Genomic DNA, 19,203 nt, shown 5'->3' with positions numbered 1-19,203 from the left:
AATTCAATGCTGTACCGTGACGTCATCGATATCCCTCAACCAACTGTCGCCAAGTTCTCCGTGTTCCCAAAAAGGCAAATAACGTACTAAGGTTTAAATCGCCTGCTGAATGGGTGCGATTTCCTACACACGACCTTAGTGCGACATACAAGGATAGACAGTATGAATGCCAGATCGGACCCTGGCGGTGACGGCATCGTCCTGGCACTGGGAGCCGCCGAAAGCGTCGACAGCGTGGCCTACGCTTACGGACATGCGCGCTCGACACTTTGGGATCACCCACGCAATGCCAACCTGCGCCAGCAACACCCGGACGGGACGACGCTCGCGTCGGGGGATTTATTGTTCGTTCCCCCGCGCACGAAAGCGACCTTCGAACAGAACGCCACCGGGCGAAGGCACACTTTCCGCGTGCTGAACACGCCTGCCTTGCTTCGGTTTCGTCCTTATGCGCTCGCCGGACAAGGCCTGGCGCGCCACTTTGAAGTACTGCGTGGTGACACGCTGCTGGGGCGTGGCACGGCTGAAGCGAACGGCGATATTGTCTGGCCGCTCGAGCCAACCGCCGATGACATCACTGTACGCGTAACCTTTGACGGCTTCTCCCGCGACTATCCATTGAGGCTTCGCGCGCTCGACCCGATCAGCACCCTCAAGGGCGTGCAACAACGCTTGCGTGGTCTCGGCTACTTCAGCGGCGAATGCGATGGCCAGATGAATGACGCGACCCGGGTGGCCATCGGTGCTTTCAAGATGCAGGCCGGGTTGCCTGACGACGATGAGTTGCTGAGCAATGCCGTACGCGCGACGCTCCACGGCTACCATGGAGAGGCCTCCCTGTGATCCAGGTTCACAAAACGCCAACGGCCCCTCCCGCGCTACAGCGCTCGCATGCTGAGATGCAAAAAGGCATCCAGGAAGCTGTCCAGGCTGGCGCCATGGTGGTCCTCTGCACCAAAGGCACCAACACCGCCAAAACAAAAAGTGTTCCAAAAGGCGCGGTGAAGATCGTCATCGACGACGATCAGTACAAGCCGCCTCACGCCAAGGCGCTGCTGAAGGTGGACCAATATGGCAAGTGTGCCTTTTGCGAGGCGCGCTTCATGAGCACCGCAGGCGGGGATGTCGAGCACTTTCGGCCGAAAAAACGCCACGACGGTTTCGTCCCCGTGGGCGCCCAGGCACTCGATAACCTCGGCTATTTTCAATACGTTTATGACTGGAGCAACCACTTGTGGTCATGCAAGGAGTGCAATGAGACCTACAAGAAAAACTACTTCGACGTGATACCGGACAACCTGACGACCCCACCGCCGCGCCTGGAAGACTTCGACACCGAGGACGAGTTCTGGGCAGCCATTAACGAATGGGGTCGTTTGGGTCCACCGCGACACGACGCATGGAACAACCCGAGCAATGCCGAAAGGCCGGTGTTGATCAATCCTGTCACCGAGAATCCGCGCGAACACATCAGCTTCGATTCAGAGACGGGAGAAGCCGTCCCCGCTCCTCTCGACGACCTTAACCAACAAATGCAGCCCACGAGCGACAGGGGTGGCAAGAACATTCTTGTTCTCGGCCTGAACCGCAAGGAGCTTGTGTTCGCCCGCATGCGGCACCTGGCAATGTTGCGAGGCGTGTTTCTGGAGATGACCCACAACCTCGACCTAACGATCGAGTTCCTGAAATGGCAGCGTGGAGACGAGTGGTTCAAGACCCTGACGGTGCCAACATTGCGCGACAAAGTGAAACGCTACACCGCTTACCCCGTGTCGGAGGATCAAACCCGCTCGGCCATCGAGTTCTTGTACTACTCGACGACGCCCCAGGCGCCGTTCTCGGCTTTGGCGATGGATGCCCTTGCCTGCTGGAGCCTGGAGCTGACCAGACACGTGCTTCAGTCACGCGAGCACATCACTCAACTGCAGGCCGCACAAAGCGGGAATGCCCCGGCCACCCGCAGCGTCCACGAACTTCCCCGGCTCGGCCTGCATGCGGTCATCCTGGCTACCTACGAAGCGGACATGGAGGCGCTGAAAGCGTCGCGTGACACCCTTGGTGCGTATGCCCCGTTATGGAATGCCGGATTTGAGCAAACGCACATCGAATACGTCTGCCGGGACCGCCTGGCAAAGGTCATGGCTCTGCACGCCAAATTTTACAAGGACCAAAGAGGCTATCCCCGTCACGACCCGGCTTTTGTCACTGCTTTTCTGAGCCACGAGCGCGATGTCCTTGATGTCTGGAATGCCCTGGAAACCTATGAGTGCGACAAGGATACATGGAGCAGCGCGATGGACACGATGAACCAGAACCTGACGGAATATGGGCCGGATCTCGCAGAAGACCTCACTGTCCATTGCAACCAGATCGTCGGCAGACTCAACCATGCGACACAAGCGTTCACCCTGAATCGAAGCTTGAATCAGACAGCGCCCTGGTGCGACGAAGTGGTCAAGATCGGTCAGGCTGGTGAGCAACTTACCGCTGAGCTCGACCGTCGGTGCCAGGCCTGCGCAAACGAAGATGTGAGCAACAGCACCAGCAGCATGCGCGTCACACTGAAGGAAATTGCCGAGGCCGTCGCTAAACTGAAAATAGGCAATATTCCCGAAACAGTGATGCCATTTCCGTTGCCAGCCCCACCAAAACCCTGGATCACGCCCAAGGCCACCGGGCTGCGCAAACGCGCCGGCATGCCCCAGAATTTGGACGCCGCGTGGCAACATATCCGTCTCAAGTCCAATTCATGAGCCCTTCCAGCGCTCCACCGCACGCTGATCCAATTCCGGAAACGTCACCTGACAGTTGCCCGGATCAAGGCCATCCACCCTCGCCCGTCCGAACGCGTCAAGCACACCGCTGTGCTGGGTCCCGTTTGGTAATGCAATGACATAGGATTCCCCGGCAACGGGCTGCCCCTGCATATCCAACAACTCGATCTCCACGAATGTCAGTACCACCGGCTCAGGTCGACTGGCAGATTCGGAAGAGGCTTTTACTGGCAGACGCCTGCGGGCTGCGGCGGACACCGGCGCAACGACCTCTTCTACAGCGACCGAGGCCGGTACGCGAACGGGCATCGGCCGTTGGTATGGATAAACGTAAGCACACAGCTCCCCGCACCATAGTTTGCTGGCGACCTGACGGCGAACTTCGCGATCATCCAGCAGATGGACCAGAGACTCCTGGGCGGATAACAGCGCGCGCAAACGGTGTATCTGATCGGCTCCGGCAAAATGTCGGTGAATAAAACTGTCGGCCTGCCACGGTTCACGCATTTCGATCCTGGTCGCCCCGCTCCCCCCTTGCTGCATGGACGGACCGTCAGCAAAGCTGGATCGAGAGCCCAGTTCGATGCGATCAGCCCCGTCAAAAAAACATATCCGCATAGGCTGCCAGTCCTGGGCAGGAGGATGAAGGAGCAGTCTAGATGATTATCATGGAGACCCTGCTACAGGCCACTGATAAGTCCGGTGCGAAAACTGCGAAGTCAGTGACTCAATCCTGTAAATGACATCGCACACGCTGCAGCTCATCGCCCAGCAAGGCCTGAGGCTTCTCGCAGCCAGTGGTGCATAGACTGCACCGTTCGCGGAAGAAGCAGCCGCTCGGTAGTCGGCGGTTCCCTGGTAATTCGGTCGGCGCCGCGACTTGCTCGTCGTGCAGTGGCACGCCCAGTCGTGGTACCGCCTCGAGCAACAAACGGGTATAGGGGTGACGTGGCTGATCGAGCACTTGAGCCACGCTACCCAGTTCAACGATTTGCCCCAAGTACATCACCGCTACCCGATTAGCCATATGACGCACCACGGATACGTTGTGAGAAATCAGGATGTAAGTCAGATTGCGGGCACTTTGCAGCTCTGCCAGCAGGTTGAGAATCTGCGCCTGAACCGAGATGTCCAGCGCCGATGTGGGCTCGTCCAGGACAATGATATCCGGGTCTGACGAAAGGGCTCGGGCGATGGCGATGCGTTGACGCTGCCCACCGGAAAACTGATGCGCGAAGCGGTCCAGATATTCCGGGCGGATGCCGACTTGGGCCGCGACCCTGGCGGCTACATCGCGCATCTGCGCATGGCTGACATGGCCTCGGGCGTATAACGGCTCGGTGATGATTCTCCAGATAGGCAGACGCGGATCAAGGGACGACTGTGGATCCTGGAAAACAATCTGAGCGTTCCTGCGACCTTCGCCGCTGCGATTGGCCCAATTCATCTCCCCGCTGCTGGGCGGCAGCAGGCCCATCAACAGCTGGGCCAAGGTGCTCTTGCCGCAACCTGACTCGCCGACAACCCCCAGGGTCTCGCCTGCCCGCACCTGAAGATCAATGCCGTTCAAGGCGTGGGCATATCCACGCGGTCGCCCCAACCAGTCATTGCTCACGGGGAAACGAACGTGAACATCGTCAAGTTGAAGAATCGTGGGAGCCATTTGGGTGATGGGTTGAAAGACGGCACTGTTCATCACGAAAGCTCCTTGACCGGTAACCAGCACGCGCTTTTACGTTGGTCATTACCGTTGATAGTGTTGAGATTCGGGCGCTTGCTACAAACCGGCATGGCGTATGTACACCGCTCCTGAAAAGTACAGCCCACGGGCAAAGAGGCCAGGTTCGGCACCTGACCGGGAATGGTCAGCAGCGGCTGGCCCGGCTCGACCATTTCCGGCAGACCATTGAGCAAACCTTGCGTATAGGGATGTTGTGGATTTCCCATGACATCGGCCGTGCGACCCTCCTCGACCACTGCCCCTGTGTACATGACGTAGACCCGGTCGCAGAACTGCGAAACCAATGCCATGTCATGGGTGATGAGCAAGATGGCCGTGCCCCGCTGCCTGGCTTTTTCTCGCAACAGCAACAGCACCTGGCGTTGCACGGTCACGTCGAGGGCCGTTGTCGGCTCGTCGGCAATCAGCAATTGGGGTTCGCAGGAGAACGCCAGCGCGATCATCACCCGCTGGCGCATGCCGCCAGACAGCTCGAAAGGATAGCTCTCCAATACCTGTTCCGGACTGGCGATGTGCATGTCGCGCAACAGTGCGATCGCCTTGAGACGGGCTTGGGCGACGCTGATCTTCTGGTGATGAATGATCACATCGAGCATTTGCCTACCGATGCGCCGGGTCGGGTTCAAGGCGGTCATCGGCTCCTGGAAAATCATCGCGGCATCGCGCCCACGAATCGTCAGTAACTCTTTTTCAGGCGCTGCCAGCATGTCACGACCGAGCATGCTCAAGCTGCCGGCGGTGATGCGATAGCTGCGCTCGGGCAACAACCGCATGCTGAGCATGGCCGTGACCGACTTGCCCGATCCGGACTCGCCGACGACGCCGACGATTTCCCCGGGATTGACATGCAGCGACACGCCGTTCAGCGCTTTGACGTTGTTCTTGTAAGCCGGGAATTCCAGGCTCAGGTTGTCGATGGACAATACTGGACTCGACGTCTGCATGGTCACTTCCCCTGTTGCCGTGGATCGAGCAGATCGCGTACGCCATCGCCCAGCAAGTTGAACCCGGTGGCCGTGATCAGAATCGCCAGGCCTGGAAAGGTCGAATACCACCAGTTATCGAGGATGTAGTTGCGCCCGGTGGCGACCATCGCGCCCCACTCGGCCGTAGGCTGCTGCGCTCCCAGGCCGATAAAGCCCAGGGCCGAAGCCATGAGGATCGCGCTGCCGATATCCAGGCTCAGTTGCACCAGCAATGGCGGCATTGCGTTGCGCGCCACGTGCCAGTGCACCAGGTGCCAGCGCCCTGCCCCGAAGGTTTGGGCGGCCTTGACATAACCCATCTCGCGGATGCTCAAGGCTTGGCCGCGGGCTAGCCGGACATAGGACGGAATTCGTACAAGCGTAATCGCCAGCATCGCGTTGAACAGGCTCGCCCCCAACGCAGCCGCCAAGGCCATGATCAGCACCAGCGAGGGCACCGACAGCATGATGTCCATCAGGCGCATGATCAATGCGTCGAAACGACCACCGATGACCCCGGAAAAGCACCCCAGCAACCCGCCGATAAAACAGGATGCAAAAGCCACGAACAGACCGACACCCACCGACTGCTGGCTACCGAACAGCACGCGGCTGAACAGGTCGCGACCGACTTCGTCGGTGCCGAACCAATGGGTGCTGGATGGCGGCGTCAGGCGTTCGGCCAAGTTCAGCGCGTTGGGGTCGTGACTGGCGAGCCAAGGGGCGAAGATCATGCACAGCAAGACGACACAGGTGATCGCCAGGCCCGCCATGGTCAGCGGACTGCGGCGGACGCGGTAGGTCAGATAGGCGATTTTTTCGTTCCAGCGCGGGCGGCGCGTGGCCATCAGGGTAGCGGACATTTCAACTTACCTCGCCGATGCGTGGGTCGATCACGCGGTACACAATGTCGATGGCCATGTTCAGCAGCACATAGATGAACGAAACCAGAATGGCGAAGCCCATCACCGCCGGGAAGTCCAGCGACTGGATCGACTTGACGACATAGGCGCCCATGCCGGGCCAGGCGAAGACCGTTTCGGTCAGCACCGCGCCATACAGCAAATCTCCGAGGGTCAGCCCCAGGACTGTCACCGAAGGAATGAGCGCGTTAGGCAGTGCGTGGCGCAGGATCACAGTCCATCGCGACAAGCCGTAGGCGCGGGCGGTGCGGATATAGTCTTCGCCGAGTTGATCAAGCATGGCTGAACGAATCTGCCGGGCGACGACGCCCAAGGTCACGAATCCCAGGGTCGCCGCCGGCAGAATCAGATGCTCGACGGCATCGAGAAACAGCGCGCCCTCACCGGCGAGCAGCGAGTCGAGCAGATAAAAACCACTGATTGTCGGCGGCGGAGCAAGCCCTTCGGACAGCCGCCCTCCTCCCGGCAACCAACCCAGATGCCCGTAGAACAGAACGATTGCGCCCAGGCCGAGCCAAAAGGCCGGCGTTGAAATTCCGGTGACTGCAAGCGTGCGGGCGATCTGGTCAATCGCCCGATTGTGATAAACCGCTGACAGCACGCCAAGCGGCACGCCGGCCAGGATCGCAAGCACCAGCGCTACCAGCGCCAGCTCCAGTGTCGCCGGGAAGAACGTCTGCAGGTCTTCCAGAACGGGACGGCTGGTGCGTATCGAGGTTCCCAGGTCTCCCTGCACCAGGTCCATCAGGTAACGACCGTATTGTTGATACAGCGGCAGATCCAATCCCAGTTGATGACGTATACCGGCCACCAGTGCATCACTGGCCCGGTCGCCAGCGATCAATCGAGCAGGATCACCCGGGATCAGATGCGAAATTGCAAAGGTAATCAGCGAAACGCCGAACACGACCAGCAACAGGCCGAGCAGGCGCTTGCGCAACAAAGTCAGGAAGGCCATTTTGGCACCTCGGTAACACCCGCGACGAAAATCAGAAGCCGCGCCAGCCACGAATGGCCAGCGCGAGGGAGTCGGTTTACTTGCTCATACTGCCCAAGTTGAACACCTGTTCGAGCATGGGGTTGAACACGTAACCCTTGACCGAATCACGCATCGGCAAGGTGTAGCTCTTCTGGTAGAGGTAGGCGTAGACGCTGTCCTTGAGCACCATTTTCTGCGCGCTCTGGTACAGCTCGACGCGCTTCGTGGTGTCGCTATTAGCGGCGGCTTCTCGAATCAATTTGTCGACTTGCGGGTTGCTATAGAACGAGCGGTTGCCCTGCAGGCCCTGCATCTTGGAGTCGAACCAGAAGTTCATGAACATGTACGGGTCGGCAAAGTCCGGGCTCCAGGCACCGACCGCGATGTCGTAGTCCGCCTGGCCGACGCGCTCACGCAGCGTGGCGTTGGCTAGCTTTTCCAGCTTGAGGTTGATGCCCAGTGGCGCCAATGCAGCTTGCAGGGTCAGGCCGATCGGTTCCCAGTTAGGATCCTTGTCCGAATACATGTAGCTGAGGTTGGTGATTTTCTGCGACGTTTTCGCGAGGCTTTCCTTGGCGGCTGCCATGTCCTGCTTCATCGGCGGCAAGGAGCTGTCATACGCCCACATGCCGTCCGGGATTGGCCCGTTCAGGAGCTTGGCCTTGTCCCTGAGAATGCCTTTGACGATGCCGTTGTAGTCCACCGCTTCGGTGATCGCGCGACGTGCATCGACGCTGGTCAGTGGGCCTTTTTTGTTGTTCAGGTAGAGATAGGTGACCCGTAGCGACGGGAACTCCTTCACCGCCACGCCGGGCTTGCTGGCAAGAACGCCGAGCTGGTCTTCGGGCATGTCTTCGATGATGTCCAGGTCACCCCGCTCCAATTGCAGACGACGCACGGAGGGCTCACCGATGATTTTGATGACCACGGTTTTCAGCGCAGGTTTGGGGCCGGCGAAGTAGGTGTTGGGCTCCATGGTCAACGACTGGCCTTTTTGCCAGTTGCTCAAGCGGAAGGGACCGGAGCCTGCGGTGTGGCTCGACAGCCAGGCATTGACGTCCGCGCTTTTATTGACCACTGCGGGGTTGATGATCGACGCGCCATTGTGGGCCAGGGTAAACAGGAACGGCGAGAAAGGCGTCTTCAGGGTGAACCGGATAGTCTGCGGGTCGACAACCGCGACCACCATGTCCTCCGGAAATGCACCGGAAGGTCCCTGCTTGAGCGTCATCAAGCGATCAAAGGAAAACTTCACCGCGGCGGCATCTACAGGGGCGCCGTCGTCAAATTTGTTACCAGGTTTGATTTTGAATTCCCAGACCAGATCGTCCGGAGAAACGGTCCAACTCTCGGCCAGGTCACCCTGAACTTCGGTGCTGCTTTTGTCGCCTTCGACCTTGTAGCCGACCAGGCGCTGGTACGACGGGTAGGTAATGGTCCAGTCGTTGTTATCGAAGGTCACGGCCGGGTCGAGGGTCTGGGGGTCAGCGGGTTTGCCGATGACCAGGGTGTCTTGTGGTACAGCCGCTGTCGCGGCCTGCCAGGCGCCAAGGCTCAATGCACTGCACAAAATGCTCAGCAATAGCTTGCCGGCGCCGGGAAAGGTTTTGCTGGTCACGGTGTTCATTGGGTTCATGCCGGTTTCCTTGATCATTCGATAGAGGGAAGTACGTCAGGTTTTTTATAAAAGCTATAACCGGGCAGTTGCAGGTGAAACGTAAGTAACGCTGTCTTGTTATTGTTATCAGCCGCACCGAGCGTGGGCTGCGCGGTGCTATCTGTTGGTGAATCAGTGGTTTTAAACGTCTTCCAGCAAGGGGTAATCGTCGGCATTCGGAAGTTCGTAATGCCACCACTCGGTAGCAATCGCCTGGAAGCCGGCGGCGAGCATGATCCCCACCAGCAGCAATCGATTGCGTTGCACGTCTACTGGCAAGCCGGGATGGAACTGGTGGGATTTCTCTTCCATTGCGTCGAATTCAGTGCCCATATCCAGCGGTTCGCCATCAGCACCGACCAGTGTCAGATCCACCGCCACACCACGGCTGTGATGGGAGCCCAAATGTGGGTCACGCACGTAGTCGTTGTTTGGCAGTGCGTCCCACAACAGGTACTGAGCGTAAGGCGGCCGATAGGCGTCATAGATGCGAAGGGTAAGGCCGGCCTGACGCGCGAGCTGACTGGCCTTGGACAAACAGTCGGCAGCCTGGTGATGTAACAGGCAACGCGCATTTGGATAAATCACTCTTCCTGCCAGGTTGTCTGCACCGGCGTAGATCAAATCGATTTGCAGCTGGTAGCGCTGGGCATCGATCTCTACAAGGGGGCTGTTGTTCACGCCAATACTCCAGTTGGGATTCGGTGGGACGATGAGGATCAGCCTTCGAACTGACCGAAAGCTTTTTGCAATTGACGGTTCTTGGCCAAGCGCTCATCGAGCCGATCCCCGTATTTCTCAGCGACGGCCGACACGATGAGATTTAACAGGCAGGCCAATGGCGCAGGCGAATCCCAGAACTGCCCGACATCGGTTTTCAGTTGCAAGAGGTCAAGTGGGTAGTCCCTGGCCCAGGGGCATTGCAGGTCGGTGATCAGGGCCAATGGGAGGTTGTTATCTATGGCCGCGTCGCAGAAAGTCTGAGTCACGCTGGAATAAGCGCGGAAATCCGCAATGATTGCGTAGGGATTGGCAAAGCCGGAGTTCAGGGTTTCTGCGTAGATGCCGGACAGACCATCGACGTAGTAGACCTTGGGCCGGATGTACTCAAGATGGCTATGGAACGCTGTGAGAATCCCTCGAGTGGACTGAATGCCGAGAATGAACACTGCATCGGCTTCGTAGATACGTTGCACGATATCGGCGAAGGCGTCGCTGCGCGCTAGACCGTAGACATACCGAATGGCCTCGATCTCACGACTCAGGGAACGATCAAGAGCATCTTGCTGATTGCTTTCGGCACGAAAGGCGCCGATGCGATCAGTGATAAGCCACGACGTGGGTGTTTCAACGCGCAGGCTCTGTTTGATTTCATCGATGTTCTGGTAACCAAGGGATCGAAAAAAACGCCCTACGGAAATCCCAGTGGTGGAGGTCTGCTGCGCGATGCTATCGGCCGACTCGAACGGAAGCTGTTCTGGGTTACCCAACAGATAACTGGCGATCCGCTTGCCAGTCGGGGTCAGGTTGGAGAACTCTCGCTCCAGCAACTGCAGGAAGCTGTTCTTTTCCATGTTTTCAGAGCTCCCGAACGCAAAATGTTACCGCGATGACATTAATTTCTATCGTGTTAAAACAATAACATTCGATTTCGAAGCAATACAATGACTATTTTCAGCAGACGTCCTGCGGTGATTGTGTTGGGTCTCGATGAATAAGCTGGGTACAGGTGGAGGCAAGTGCGGTTTCGGTGCGTCCTAACGGAGGCTGCGTTCACTGCTTCAAATACACCCCCAGCCCCTCCTGCGAATCCGGCCCAGCGTTGTTCCCAATGACCGCGAAGCCTTTCACCAATTGAATGTGATACGGAGCGTTTTTCTCGGAGACTTGCGGCTCGCGCACGATGATCAGGTTTTCGCTTTCCATCGGTACGATGTGATGCTCGGTCACGCCGCCCTTCAAGGTCACGCTCAATTCCGCGATTTCTTTTCCGTTGGCGTCGCGGTCCGGCAGGATCTTCAAGTCCAGGTCGGCGTCGCGCCCCAGGGCGTCCTGGCGCATCTGGTAATGGCCGCTGCGCTGGTCAGCGTCGACGTCGTCGATTTTGTCGCCATCCAATTCCCGTTCTTCATCGTGCAGCAGGATCGCCAACTTGCTGTCGTCGCCCTGAATGCCGCTGACCCAGGTGCCGGTGTGATTGTAGGGTTCGACTGTTTCCCGGGAGATCCGCCAGGTACCGGTTTGACGACCGTCATCGGCGTATTCGTGGAGGCTGATGAGATCGTCGTCGGCGTCTTCCCGGGTTCCCAGCAGCTTGATCGCTTCGCCTGTGCCAGCCTGGGTGTAGCGCACCTCGCCAATGATCACGGTTCCCTGTACCTGGTACCAGAGCTCTACCGGGGTCCTGGCGTCGAGGGTTCCGGCAAGAATCACTGGATCCTCCTTTTCCGGACCTTCCAGGCTCGATTGTTCGAGCCACTGGCCATCTTTCAATTCACCGGTGGTGCGTCGCGTGTAGCCGCTGGGCATGCTGGTATTTTCGCCCTCCTCGGTCGGCTGGATTTGCTCCTCGGTGTCTGAGTGAAGCAGGACCAACTCATCGCCGCGCATTTTCCAGTGGGTGGCGCGAGTCCAGCAGCAGTCGCGGTCGGTTTGCGAAAGCAGGACGCCGTCCAGCGGGCTGACGGAGAACATGCCTTTGCTGTCCTCCTTTGCCAGGCCCGTCAGCGCAGGATTGAGGACCCATTGGGTTTTCTGCGGGTCTTGCAGGTAGACGTCGAACGCCGGTTTGTAACTCGCGTCGGGATCGTTACCGTTACGAATCGCCAAGTCCAGGCGGCCATCGAAGTTGAAGTCGTCGAAGTACAACAGGCTCTGGGGGCCGAGTAACCAATTATCGACCTTGCCGTTGCGGTCCACGGGCACATTGCCGGCGGGCGTCTGCAATTGCTGCAGGGCTTGGTGGGTGGTGTTGTCGCGAATGGTGATAAAGGCACGCGCCAGTTGATGCGGGTCTTCCGGCGGCTCCGGGAACAACACGTCGACCAGATATTGGTCGCTGCGATCATTCACCGAAAACGCCCTTGGCTCGGCCATGACCGGGGATACCAGCGTCATGGAAAGAAGCACACTGCTGACGAGCGAACGCATCCACCCACTTCCTTGCTGAAATTCGGGCCAGCAGTTTAGCGATTGCCTTGATGCATCGCGAGAAACGACTGTTGCTATCAGATTGGCCCGGACTGTAACTGACGCCCTCCTCGTCATTCGCTTACTGTCGTGGCTCACCCCACGGAGTGATCCCCATGCCGGATACCGCCAATCTCTACCTGTTCGTGGTTGCTGTTGTGCTTCTGCTGATCGTCCCAGGGCCCAACATGGCCTTTGTCACCAGTCATGCGCTGGCCCACGGTTGGCGTGCCGGTATTGCCGCCGCCCTTGGCATTTCCTTTTCGGACGTGCTGATGACGATGATGGTCAGCGCGGGCATTGGTGCGCTGGTGATGAGCTGGGCGCCGGCGTTCGACATCCTGCGCCTGGCCGGGGCTGGTTATCTGCTTTGGCTTGCCTGGCAAGCACTGAGAACGCCAGCAGCGACTCAGGATAGCCAGCTCCAGGTGGCTTCGCTGTGGAAAATCTTCTGCCGAGGCGCCCTCAACAGCCTCTTGAATCCCAAGGCGCTGCTGTTCTTCATGGTGTTCCTGCCCCAGTTCGTCAACGTCAAGGCTGGAGGCGTCAGTGTGCAGTTGATCTTCCTGGGCGCGTTGCTGGCGTTGATTGCACTCGTCTTTCATACGCTGTTGGGTGTTTGCGCCGCTCAGCTCAGGGCGAAGCTGGCAAGCGGCGGGATTTCAAGGCGCCTGGGCACGTATGGTTTTGCCGGGGTCATGGCAGCGCTGGCCGCACGCCTGTTGTTTCTTGACCGCCCGCTTTGACCACTGGCTTCCCTGCGCCAGCGATTGGCCTATGCTTACCCAATCCATTGCGGAGCTGGATCAATGTCGTCCTCGGAAACCGCCCTCCTTCAAAGCTGGCACCACAATGCCCAATCCTGGATCGAAGCCATCCGCACGGGGGCCATCGAAAGCCGGCTGACGGTCACGGACCAGGCCATGCTACTGGTGGTGCAGAGCCGCCAGCCCGAGCGTGTGCTCGATCTGGGCTGCGGCGAAGGCTGGCTGTTGCGGGCGCTGGCTGATAGGGGCATCGAAGCGGTCGGTGTGGATGGCGACGCGACGCTGGTCGAAGCGGCCCGGGCGGCGGGTTCCTCGCCGGTGCATCTGGCAAGCTATGACGCACTGGTGCAGGAGAAGGTGGACGTTGGCAGCGGCTACGACCTGATCTGCGCCAACTTCGCCCTGCTGCACCAGGACATCATCCCATTGCTCGCTGCGATGAATGCCCTGCTCAGCCCAGGTGGCGCGCTGGTGGTTCAGACGCTGCATCCATGGACCGTGGCGGCGGGCGATTATCAGGACGGTTGGCGAGAAGAAACCTTCGATGGGTTCAAAGGCCAATGGCAACGTATGCCGTGGTACTTCCGCACCTTGTCCAGTTGGCTCAATGCCCTGGACATGGCCGGTTTCCGATTGGTGCTCCTGCAGGAACCTCAGCACCCACAAAGCCCGGTGCCGCAGTCGTTACTGCTGGTGGCCGAGCAATCCCCGTCATGGCGTTAGCGACTCGACGGTAAAACACCCCGAGCGATACACCCTGCGCGCCTGCAGCCCGCGCTTTTGCAGGGTTTTCCTGACGGTTCTGAGAAACATGCCGTGAGACACCACGATCGTGGTCTTCCCCGGTTCGCCGCAACTGCTGTAAAGCTCATCGGCGACACCGAGCGCCCGCTGGTGTTCGGCTTTCCAGCTGGCGGCCCCCAGTGAAATCCCCAGCAACCACAGGATCCTGTGCAAGGCGAACCAATGCCTCACGCCCATTTTCAAGACAGGAATGCTGCTTAACCGCAGGTCGTATTCACGTAGTCGAGCATCCTGTTGGATACGTGTGGCTTCGAATAGCCGGCATGCCGTCGCGTAGGCTCTGTTGACGGGCGAGGAAATGATGTTGGCTTCGGTCGCCAAAAGCGCTCGGGACAAATCCGGTTGGCTCAGGAATGCGGCAATTTCACCCTCATCGATGGACGAGGTCTGATTGTATTCATCCAGCAGCAACTTGGCTGAATGCGCATTGCAGGGCTTGTAATCGATCAGCGGCGTGGCATGGCGTATCAGGTAAATCACAGCGACAGCTCCCTTGTTTTGCCTTGAAAATCCCTTTCGAAGCGCACCTGTATACAGGCAACGACGCCATTGATCGAGTGCAATGCTCCTTTTATCCAAGGAGTGATGACCCTGTGGCGAGGGAGCCAGTTCTTGTGCCACAGGATCGGTTTTACCAGCGATCTCTTTACCAAAGCGCCATCGTGTAGCTGACGATCAACCGGTTCTCATCCAGGTCGTTGCCAAAATTCGAGCGCACCGTTGCGTTGCGCCATTTCAAGCCGAGGCCCTTCAAGGTTCCATCCTGTACCACATAGGCGATATCCGTGTTGCGCTCCCATTCCTTGCCTTCGCCCGGTGCGCTGCGCTGGACGTTGTCGCCGGTGATGTAGCGAGTCATGAAGGTCAACCCGGGTACGCCAACAGCCGCAAAGTTGTAGTCATAGCGCGCTTGCCAGGAACGCTCGTCGATGTTGGCGAAGTCGCCGATCTGCACAAAGTTGACCAGGTAGGGATCGCTGCGTCCGATGTACGGGAACGGATCGTCGCCGCTCATGCGCTGGTAGCCCAGGCCCAGCGCATGGCCCGCCAGGCTGTAGGTGAACATGGCGCCGAAAGCCTGGTTGTCGAGTTCGCGAAAACTGCCGTCTTCGGTGCTGCGCGAATAGCGCACGTCGCTCTTGAACGACTGGCCTGCGCCCAGGTCCACGGTGTGGACGAAGCCGAGGTAGTTCTGCTGGTAGATGTCTTCCAACAGGCTATAACGGTATTGCGCCGTGAGGTTCGGCAGGAACTGATAGTCGGCTCCGGCGAACTGGAACTTGTCGCTGCTGCCGCCGATGCGGTTGGCGGTCATGTCCTGGTAATCGGTGGAGTCGACAAAATTGATCTGCGTGAGTTGCCCGGCGGTCAGCTTCAAACGATCGATTTCCTGCACGCTCAACAAGCCGCCCTTGAAGGTTCCCGGCAACAGGCGCGTGTCGTTGGAACTTACCGCAGGGTCCTTGATCTGCAACGTTCCCAACTTCAAGGTGCTGTTGGACACACGGACTTTGGCGGTCAGGCCCAGTTCGCCATAGCGGTCTTGCGAGCCGCCGGACCGATCCGCTGGCAGCAGGTTGGCGCCCGCCGTACCGCCCCCGGAATCCAGTTTGAAACCGGCCATGCCCAAGGCATCGAGGCCGAAACCCACGGTCCCGGCGGTGTATCCCGACTCCATCCGCAGCAGAAAGCCCTGCGCCCATTCTTCAGCCTTGTCCCGTGCCCCTTCGTGGCGGAAGTCGCGGTTGAAGTAGAAGTTGCGGGCCTCCAGGCTGCCTTTGCTGTCGGCGATGAAGTCGGCCTGGGCGTTCGGCACGCCGATCAGGCTCAGGCCCAGCAACGTACCGGCGGGGGTATAAAACCAGGTGGATGTGAAATGCCCCATGGCATGCTCCTTTTTTATGGACGCGAGCGAACCCTCTCGGGGGCGTTGCAATCGCGTCCGATGGTTGTTGTTTTAAGGGGTGTAGCGGCGTCCGCGCTGTGCGCGGACGTCACGGGTGGTCAGGACTCGAGCTGCCTGCCGCGGGTTTCCGGCAGGCTCAATGCTGCCAGGATCACCACACCATAGGCGCCGGCCGCAAACACGCCGATCCCGGTGCCGATGGGCAAGGTGTTGCTCAACGCGCCGATGAACAATGGGAACAGCGCCGCGATGGAACGCCCGGCGTTGTAGCAAAAGCCCTGCCCCGACCCGCGCATGCGGGTGGGAAACAGCTCGGTCAGGAATGCGCCCATGCCGGCGAAGATGCCCGAGGCGAAGAAACCCAGTGGAAAGCCCAACCAGAGCATCCAGGTGTTATCGATTGGCAATTGGGTGTAGGCCAGGACGATGGCCATGGACCCGACGGCGAACAGGATGAAATTCTTCTTGCGGCCGATGGCATCGGTCAGCAGCGCACTGGTCACGTAGCCGATGTAGGAACCGACGATGACCATCGCCAGGTAGCCGCCCGTACCGAGCACACTCAGGCCGCGCTCGGTTTTCAGGTACGTCGGCAACCACGTGGTGATGGCGTAGTAGCCGCCCAGCGCACCGGTGGTCAACAGCGAGGCGCGCAACGTCGTGCTGAGCATCCGGGGGGAAAAGATCTCGAAGAAGGCCCAGCGAGAGCCCAGTTCCGGCTTGGCCTGGCGCTGCCGCACCGCATGTTCGAAGGTGTCCGACTCCTTGACCAGTCGACGGATCACCAGCACAAACAGCGCCGGCACCAGGCCAATCAGGAACAACGCCCGCCAGGCGTCTTCCGGCGGCAGGAAACTGAACAGCCCGGCATACAACAGCGCCGTCAACCCCCAGCCCAGCGCCCATCCGGCCTGCACCATGCCCACCGCTTTGCCACGGTCCTTGGAGCGGATCACCTCGCCGATCAATACCGCCCCTGCGGTCCATTCACCGCCGAAGCCAAAGCCCATCAAGGTCCGGGCCACCAGTAATTGCTCGTAATTCTGCGCCAGCCCACACAGGAAGGTGAAGAATGCGAACCACAGGACCGTCAATTGCAGGGTCCGTACCCGGCCGATTCGGTCGGACAGGATCCCGGCGATCCAACCGCCGGCCGCCGAGGCCAGCAGCGTGCAGGTGCCAATCAAGCCGGCGTCGCCCTTGGAAATCCCCCAGGTCGCGATCAGGGTCGGGATGACGAAGCTCAGCATCTGTGTATCCATGCCGTCCAGGGCATAGCCGATCTTGCAGCTCCAGAATGTACGTTTTTCATTTTTCGACAGGGGGCCGTACCAACTGAACGGGCCCGTGCGCCCTGTCCCGGTGGTTACGCAGTCAGTCATGGTCTTTTCCATGGGAGGTTCCTGCGGCAGCAAGCGAAGATGACGGACACGCCTCGTTATTTTTTTGTGAAGGCGTTGTCGTTGGGGATGCGGACGCAGTGGCTGCGTCGTGGAGCGGATTCTTGGTGGCGGATCGGCACAGCGTCAAACGGGAAAAACACCAGATGGGACATAAGAAAATTTGATGCCCCAACGGCCCGATCTGGAGTGACAATTGCAAAACAATTGCAACATAAGAACCACCCGCACCCAGAGAGCCCTCATGAACCTCAAATTCCTCGAAACCTTTGTCTGGGTCGCCCGGCTACAGAGTTTCAGCCTCACCGCCGAGAAGATGTTCAGCACCCAGGCGGCGATCTCCAGCCGAATCGCTTCGCTGGAAGAGGAGTTGGGCCTGCGCCTGTTCGTACGGGATTCGCGCGGGGTTTCGCTGACCCCCGAAGGCCTCAAGGTGCTCGACTACGCCGAGCAGATGCTCGAAGTGCAGCGGGCGTTGAAGCAGTCACTGGACACCACCATTGCGCAGCAAGGCCTGGTGCGCATCGGCGTGATGGATACGGTGATCCACACCTGGCTCAGCCCGTTGATGTCGATGCTGATGCAAGCCTTCCCCGCCGTGGAAATCGAAATCACCGCCGATGCCGCGCGCAATCTCTGTGACCAATTGCAAAAAGGCTACCTGGACATCGTGTTCCAGACCGATCTGGTCCGCCACGAAAGCGTGCGCAACCTGGAATTGGGTCACTACCCCATGCACTGGATCGCCGCCAGCCAGTCGATCTATGCCCGCCCCTACGCGTCACTGGTGGAAATGGCCGGCGAGCGCATCATCACCTTCGTCAAGCATTCGCGACCGCATCAGGATGTACTCAACCTGTTGTACGCCCATGGCGTGAGTGCGCCACGGGTCAGTTGCGTCAACTCGGTGTCGGCCATGACCCGATTGATTCGCGACGGATTCGGCATCGGCGCCCTGCCCGCCGCGCTGGTGGCCAAGCCCCTGGCCAGCGGTGAATTGATCCAGCTCGAACCCGGCACCGCCCTGCCCCAACTCGACGTCGTCGCCTCGTGGCGGGCGGGTGTCGGCCTGGAACTGGTCGAGAACATCGTCCAGATGAGTCGCCAGGTAGTCAGCCAATACGCCGTTGATGTCGGGCCGCAACGCATGGTGGCGGCTCCCGGGCTGAACGGCCAACCACCTCTTGAATAACTTTTAGTTGTCACGGGGTAGCAATATTCCTTGTTGGACGTCATCCCCACGCTGTTCTCAAAGTAGCGAACGAACGCTTGGAGAGCCCCGTAATGATGTCCTTCGAACAACTGCAGCAATGCACACCCCTGGCCCTGCGCCAAAACATCGCCGCCGGTCAGTACCAGGGCCATACCAGCGGCCTGGGCCAGGGCCGCGTGCAAGCCAATATCGTGATCCTGCCCGGCGACTGGGCCAATGAATTCCTGCGCTACTGCACCCTCAATCGCCAGGCTTGCCCGGTGCTTGACGTGACCGAGCCAGGCGATCCGTTCTTCCGTAACCTGGGCGCCGCCATCGATATCCGCCACGAGGTACCTCAATACCGGGTCTACCGCCACGGCGAGTTGAGCGAAGCGCCGCTGGACATCGAACACCTGTGGCAGGACGACCTGGTGGCCTTTGCCCTCGGTTGCTCGTTCTCGTTCGAACAACCCCTGCTGGAGGCCGGCATCCGTTTGCGGCACATTGAGTTGGGGCGCAATGTCGCGATGTTCCAGACCAACATCGACACACGCCCCACCGCCCGCCTGTCTGGCAAGATGGTGGTGACCATGCGGCCGATGAAAGCCGCCGCGGCGATCCAGGCGATCCAGATTACCGGGCGCATGCCCAACGTTCACGGCGCCCCGGTACACATCGGCGATCCGTCACTGATCGGCATTCAATCCCTGAACTCGCCGGATTACGGCGATGCCGTGCCGGTGGAAGCGGACGAGATCCCGGTATTCTGGGCCTGCGGCGTAACGCCTCAATCGGTGGTCCAGGCCTCACGTCCACCGTTGTGCATCACCCACGCCCCTGGCTGCATGCTGGTGACGGACTTATGGAACAGTGATTTGTAAACCTCGGACGAGGCCGTTTTCA

At 59.4% G+C, this 19,203-nt stretch carries 18 protein-coding genes; 6 read left to right on the top strand and 12 right to left on the bottom strand.

Going from position 1 to position 19,203, the window contains the following annotated elements; translation table 11 throughout:
- Positions 1-162 precede the first annotated feature (162 nt).
- Together BLT00_RS06075 and BLT00_RS06070 are read left to right on the top strand one after the other, a co-directional pair.
- Entirely contained in the window at positions 163-843 is a 681-nt protein-coding gene (locus BLT00_RS06075; RefSeq protein ID WP_092143374.1) for a peptidoglycan-binding domain-containing protein, read from the top strand.
- The gene (locus BLT00_RS06070) at positions 840-2,753 is read left to right on the top strand and encodes an HNH endonuclease family protein (RefSeq protein ID WP_092143371.1); all 1,914 of its coding nucleotides are present in this window, start codon (positions 840-842) and stop codon (positions 2,751-2,753) included. The genes BLT00_RS06075 and BLT00_RS06070 overlap by 4 nt, the downstream gene beginning before the upstream one ends.
- On the opposite strand, the gene BLT00_RS06065 is transcribed toward BLT00_RS06070, so the two are convergent.
- The 9 genes from BLT00_RS06065 to BLT00_RS06025 all read right to left on the bottom strand — a co-directional run bounded on the left by BLT00_RS06065 (position 2,748) and on the right by BLT00_RS06025 (position 12,189).
- Complete coding sequence (locus tag BLT00_RS06065) at positions 2,748-3,281, bottom strand: carboxypeptidase-like regulatory domain-containing protein (RefSeq protein ID WP_139197685.1); 534 nt, start codon at positions 3,279-3,281, stop codon at positions 2,748-2,750. The genes BLT00_RS06070 and BLT00_RS06065 overlap by 6 nt on opposite strands.
- A gap of 220 nt (positions 3,282-3,501) precedes the next feature.
- Positions 3,502-4,470 carry an ABC transporter ATP-binding protein gene (locus tag BLT00_RS06060; protein WP_092143365.1) on the bottom strand — a complete coding sequence of 323 codons (969 nt, stop codon included), beginning with the start codon at positions 4,468-4,470 and terminating at the stop codon, positions 3,502-3,504.
- Complete coding sequence (locus BLT00_RS06055) at positions 4,470-5,459, bottom strand: ABC transporter ATP-binding protein (RefSeq protein WP_092143362.1); 990 nt, start codon at positions 5,457-5,459, stop codon at positions 4,470-4,472. The genes BLT00_RS06060 and BLT00_RS06055 overlap by 1 nt, the downstream gene beginning before the upstream one ends.
- Positions 5,460-5,461: 2 nt before the next feature.
- Positions 5,462-6,343 (bottom strand): D,D-dipeptide ABC transporter permease, encoded by an 882-nt coding sequence (gene ddpC, locus BLT00_RS06050; RefSeq protein WP_092143359.1) that lies wholly within the window; start codon positions 6,341-6,343, stop codon positions 5,462-5,464.
- 1 nt (position 6,344) lies between these two features.
- Positions 6,345-7,361, bottom strand: coding sequence for an ABC transporter permease (locus BLT00_RS06045; RefSeq protein WP_003201952.1), 1,017 nt, complete (start codon positions 7,359-7,361; stop codon positions 6,345-6,347).
- Between the two features lie 76 nt (positions 7,362-7,437).
- Positions 7,438-9,018 (bottom strand): ABC transporter substrate-binding protein, encoded by a 1,581-nt coding sequence (locus tag BLT00_RS06040; protein ID WP_092143356.1) that lies wholly within the window; start codon positions 9,016-9,018, stop codon positions 7,438-7,440.
- Between the two features lie 162 nt (positions 9,019-9,180).
- A complete protein-coding gene (gene ddpX, locus BLT00_RS06035; protein WP_092143352.1) occupies positions 9,181-9,720 on the bottom strand; it encodes a D-alanyl-D-alanine dipeptidase in 540 nt (179 codons plus the stop codon).
- Between the two features lie 38 nt (positions 9,721-9,758).
- Complete coding sequence (locus BLT00_RS06030) at positions 9,759-10,613, bottom strand: MurR/RpiR family transcriptional regulator (RefSeq protein WP_092143349.1); 855 nt, start codon at positions 10,611-10,613, stop codon at positions 9,759-9,761.
- Between the two features lie 199 nt (positions 10,614-10,812).
- Complete coding sequence (locus BLT00_RS06025; protein WP_092143344.1) at positions 10,813-12,189, bottom strand: XAC2610-related protein; 1,377 nt, start codon at positions 12,187-12,189, stop codon at positions 10,813-10,815.
- 155 nt (positions 12,190-12,344) lie between these two features.
- On the opposite strand from BLT00_RS06025, the gene BLT00_RS06020 reads away from it, so the two are divergent.
- Entirely contained in the window at positions 12,345-12,974 is a 630-nt protein-coding gene (locus tag BLT00_RS06020) for a LysE family translocator (RefSeq protein ID WP_072345288.1), read from the top strand.
- Between the two features lie 63 nt (positions 12,975-13,037).
- Positions 13,038-13,718 (top strand): class I SAM-dependent methyltransferase, encoded by a 681-nt coding sequence (locus tag BLT00_RS06015; protein WP_092143341.1) that lies wholly within the window; start codon positions 13,038-13,040, stop codon positions 13,716-13,718.
- Here BLT00_RS06015 and BLT00_RS06010 read toward each other — a convergent pair.
- The 3 genes from BLT00_RS06010 to BLT00_RS06000 all read right to left on the bottom strand — a co-directional run bounded on the left by BLT00_RS06010 (position 13,707) and on the right by BLT00_RS06000 (position 17,087).
- Positions 13,707-14,420 (bottom strand): phosphoglycerate mutase family protein, encoded by a 714-nt coding sequence (locus BLT00_RS06010; RefSeq protein WP_175456208.1) that lies wholly within the window; start codon positions 14,418-14,420, stop codon positions 13,707-13,709. The two genes, BLT00_RS06015 and BLT00_RS06010, sit on opposite strands and share 12 nt — an antisense overlap.
- A 25-nt stretch (positions 14,421-14,445) precedes the next feature.
- The gene (locus BLT00_RS06005) at positions 14,446-15,684 is read right to left on the bottom strand and encodes an OprD family porin (RefSeq protein ID WP_092143335.1); all 1,239 of its coding nucleotides are present in this window, start codon (positions 15,682-15,684) and stop codon (positions 14,446-14,448) included.
- Positions 15,685-15,803: 119 nt separating this feature from the next.
- The gene (locus BLT00_RS06000) at positions 15,804-17,087 is read right to left on the bottom strand and encodes an MFS transporter (RefSeq protein ID WP_170862041.1); all 1,284 of its coding nucleotides are present in this window, start codon (positions 17,085-17,087) and stop codon (positions 15,804-15,806) included.
- A gap of 262 nt (positions 17,088-17,349) precedes the next feature.
- Between BLT00_RS06000 and BLT00_RS05995 the strand changes: the two genes are divergently transcribed.
- A complete protein-coding gene (locus BLT00_RS05995; protein ID WP_092143328.1) occupies positions 17,350-18,297 on the top strand; it encodes a LysR family transcriptional regulator in 948 nt (315 codons plus the stop codon).
- 92 nt (positions 18,298-18,389) lie between these two features.
- Positions 18,390-19,181 (top strand): putative hydro-lyase, encoded by a 792-nt coding sequence (locus tag BLT00_RS05990; protein WP_092143324.1) that lies wholly within the window; start codon positions 18,390-18,392, stop codon positions 19,179-19,181.
- Positions 19,182-19,203: the final 22 nt, after the last annotated feature.

This window comes from Pseudomonas sp. NFACC51 (genome assembly GCF_900103575.1).
GTDB classification, from domain to species: domain Bacteria; phylum Pseudomonadota; class Gammaproteobacteria; order Pseudomonadales; family Pseudomonadaceae; genus Aquipseudomonas; species Aquipseudomonas fluorescens_Q.
Note: the sequence above shows the minus strand (reverse complement) of the source record. Positions and strands in the feature narration are given on the sequence as shown.

What these genes read in the sequence shown, in the direction of transcription:
- BLT00_RS06060 (WP_092143365.1), bottom strand. Translation starts at nt 4,470, where the DNA reads ATGAACAGTGCCGTCTTTCAACCCATCACCCAAATGGCTCCCACGATT.
- BLT00_RS06045 (WP_003201952.1), bottom strand. Translation starts at nt 7,361, where the DNA reads ATGGCCTTCCTGACTTTGTTGCGCAAGCGCCTGCTCGGCCTGTTGCTG.
- BLT00_RS06030 (WP_092143349.1), bottom strand. Translation starts at nt 10,613, where the DNA reads ATGGAAAAGAACAGCTTCCTGCAGTTGCTGGAGCGAGAGTTCTCCAAC.
- BLT00_RS06015 (WP_092143341.1), top strand. Translation starts at nt 13,038, where the DNA reads ATGTCGTCCTCGGAAACCGCCCTCCTTCAAAGCTGGCACCACAATGCC.
- BLT00_RS05995 (WP_092143328.1), top strand. Translation starts at nt 17,350, where the DNA reads ATGAACCTCAAATTCCTCGAAACCTTTGTCTGGGTCGCCCGGCTACAG.
- BLT00_RS06055 (WP_092143362.1), bottom strand. Translation starts at nt 5,459, where the DNA reads ATGCAGACGTCGAGTCCAGTATTGTCCATCGACAACCTGAGCCTGGAA.
- BLT00_RS06005 (WP_092143335.1), bottom strand. Translation starts at nt 15,684, where the DNA reads ATGGGGCATTTCACATCCACCTGGTTTTATACCCCCGCCGGTACGTTG.
- BLT00_RS06040 (WP_092143356.1), bottom strand. Translation starts at nt 9,018, where the DNA reads ATGAACCCAATGAACACCGTGACCAGCAAAACCTTTCCCGGCGCCGGC.
- BLT00_RS06025 (WP_092143344.1), bottom strand. Translation starts at nt 12,189, where the DNA reads ATGCGTTCGCTCGTCAGCAGTGTGCTTCTTTCCATGACGCTGGTATCC.
- ddpC (WP_092143359.1), bottom strand. Translation starts at nt 6,343, where the DNA reads ATGTCCGCTACCCTGATGGCCACGCGCCGCCCGCGCTGGAACGAAAAA.
- BLT00_RS06065 (WP_139197685.1), bottom strand. Translation starts at nt 3,281, where the DNA reads ATGCGTGAACCGTGGCAGGCCGACAGTTTTATTCACCGACATTTTGCC.
- BLT00_RS06075 (WP_092143374.1), top strand. Translation starts at nt 163, where the DNA reads ATGAATGCCAGATCGGACCCTGGCGGTGACGGCATCGTCCTGGCACTG.
- BLT00_RS05990 (WP_092143324.1), top strand. Translation starts at nt 18,390, where the DNA reads ATGATGTCCTTCGAACAACTGCAGCAATGCACACCCCTGGCCCTGCGC.
- BLT00_RS06020 (WP_072345288.1), top strand. Translation starts at nt 12,345, where the DNA reads ATGCCGGATACCGCCAATCTCTACCTGTTCGTGGTTGCTGTTGTGCTT.
- BLT00_RS06000 (WP_170862041.1), bottom strand. Translation starts at nt 17,087, where the DNA reads ATGACTGACTGCGTAACCACCGGGACAGGGCGCACGGGCCCGTTCAGT.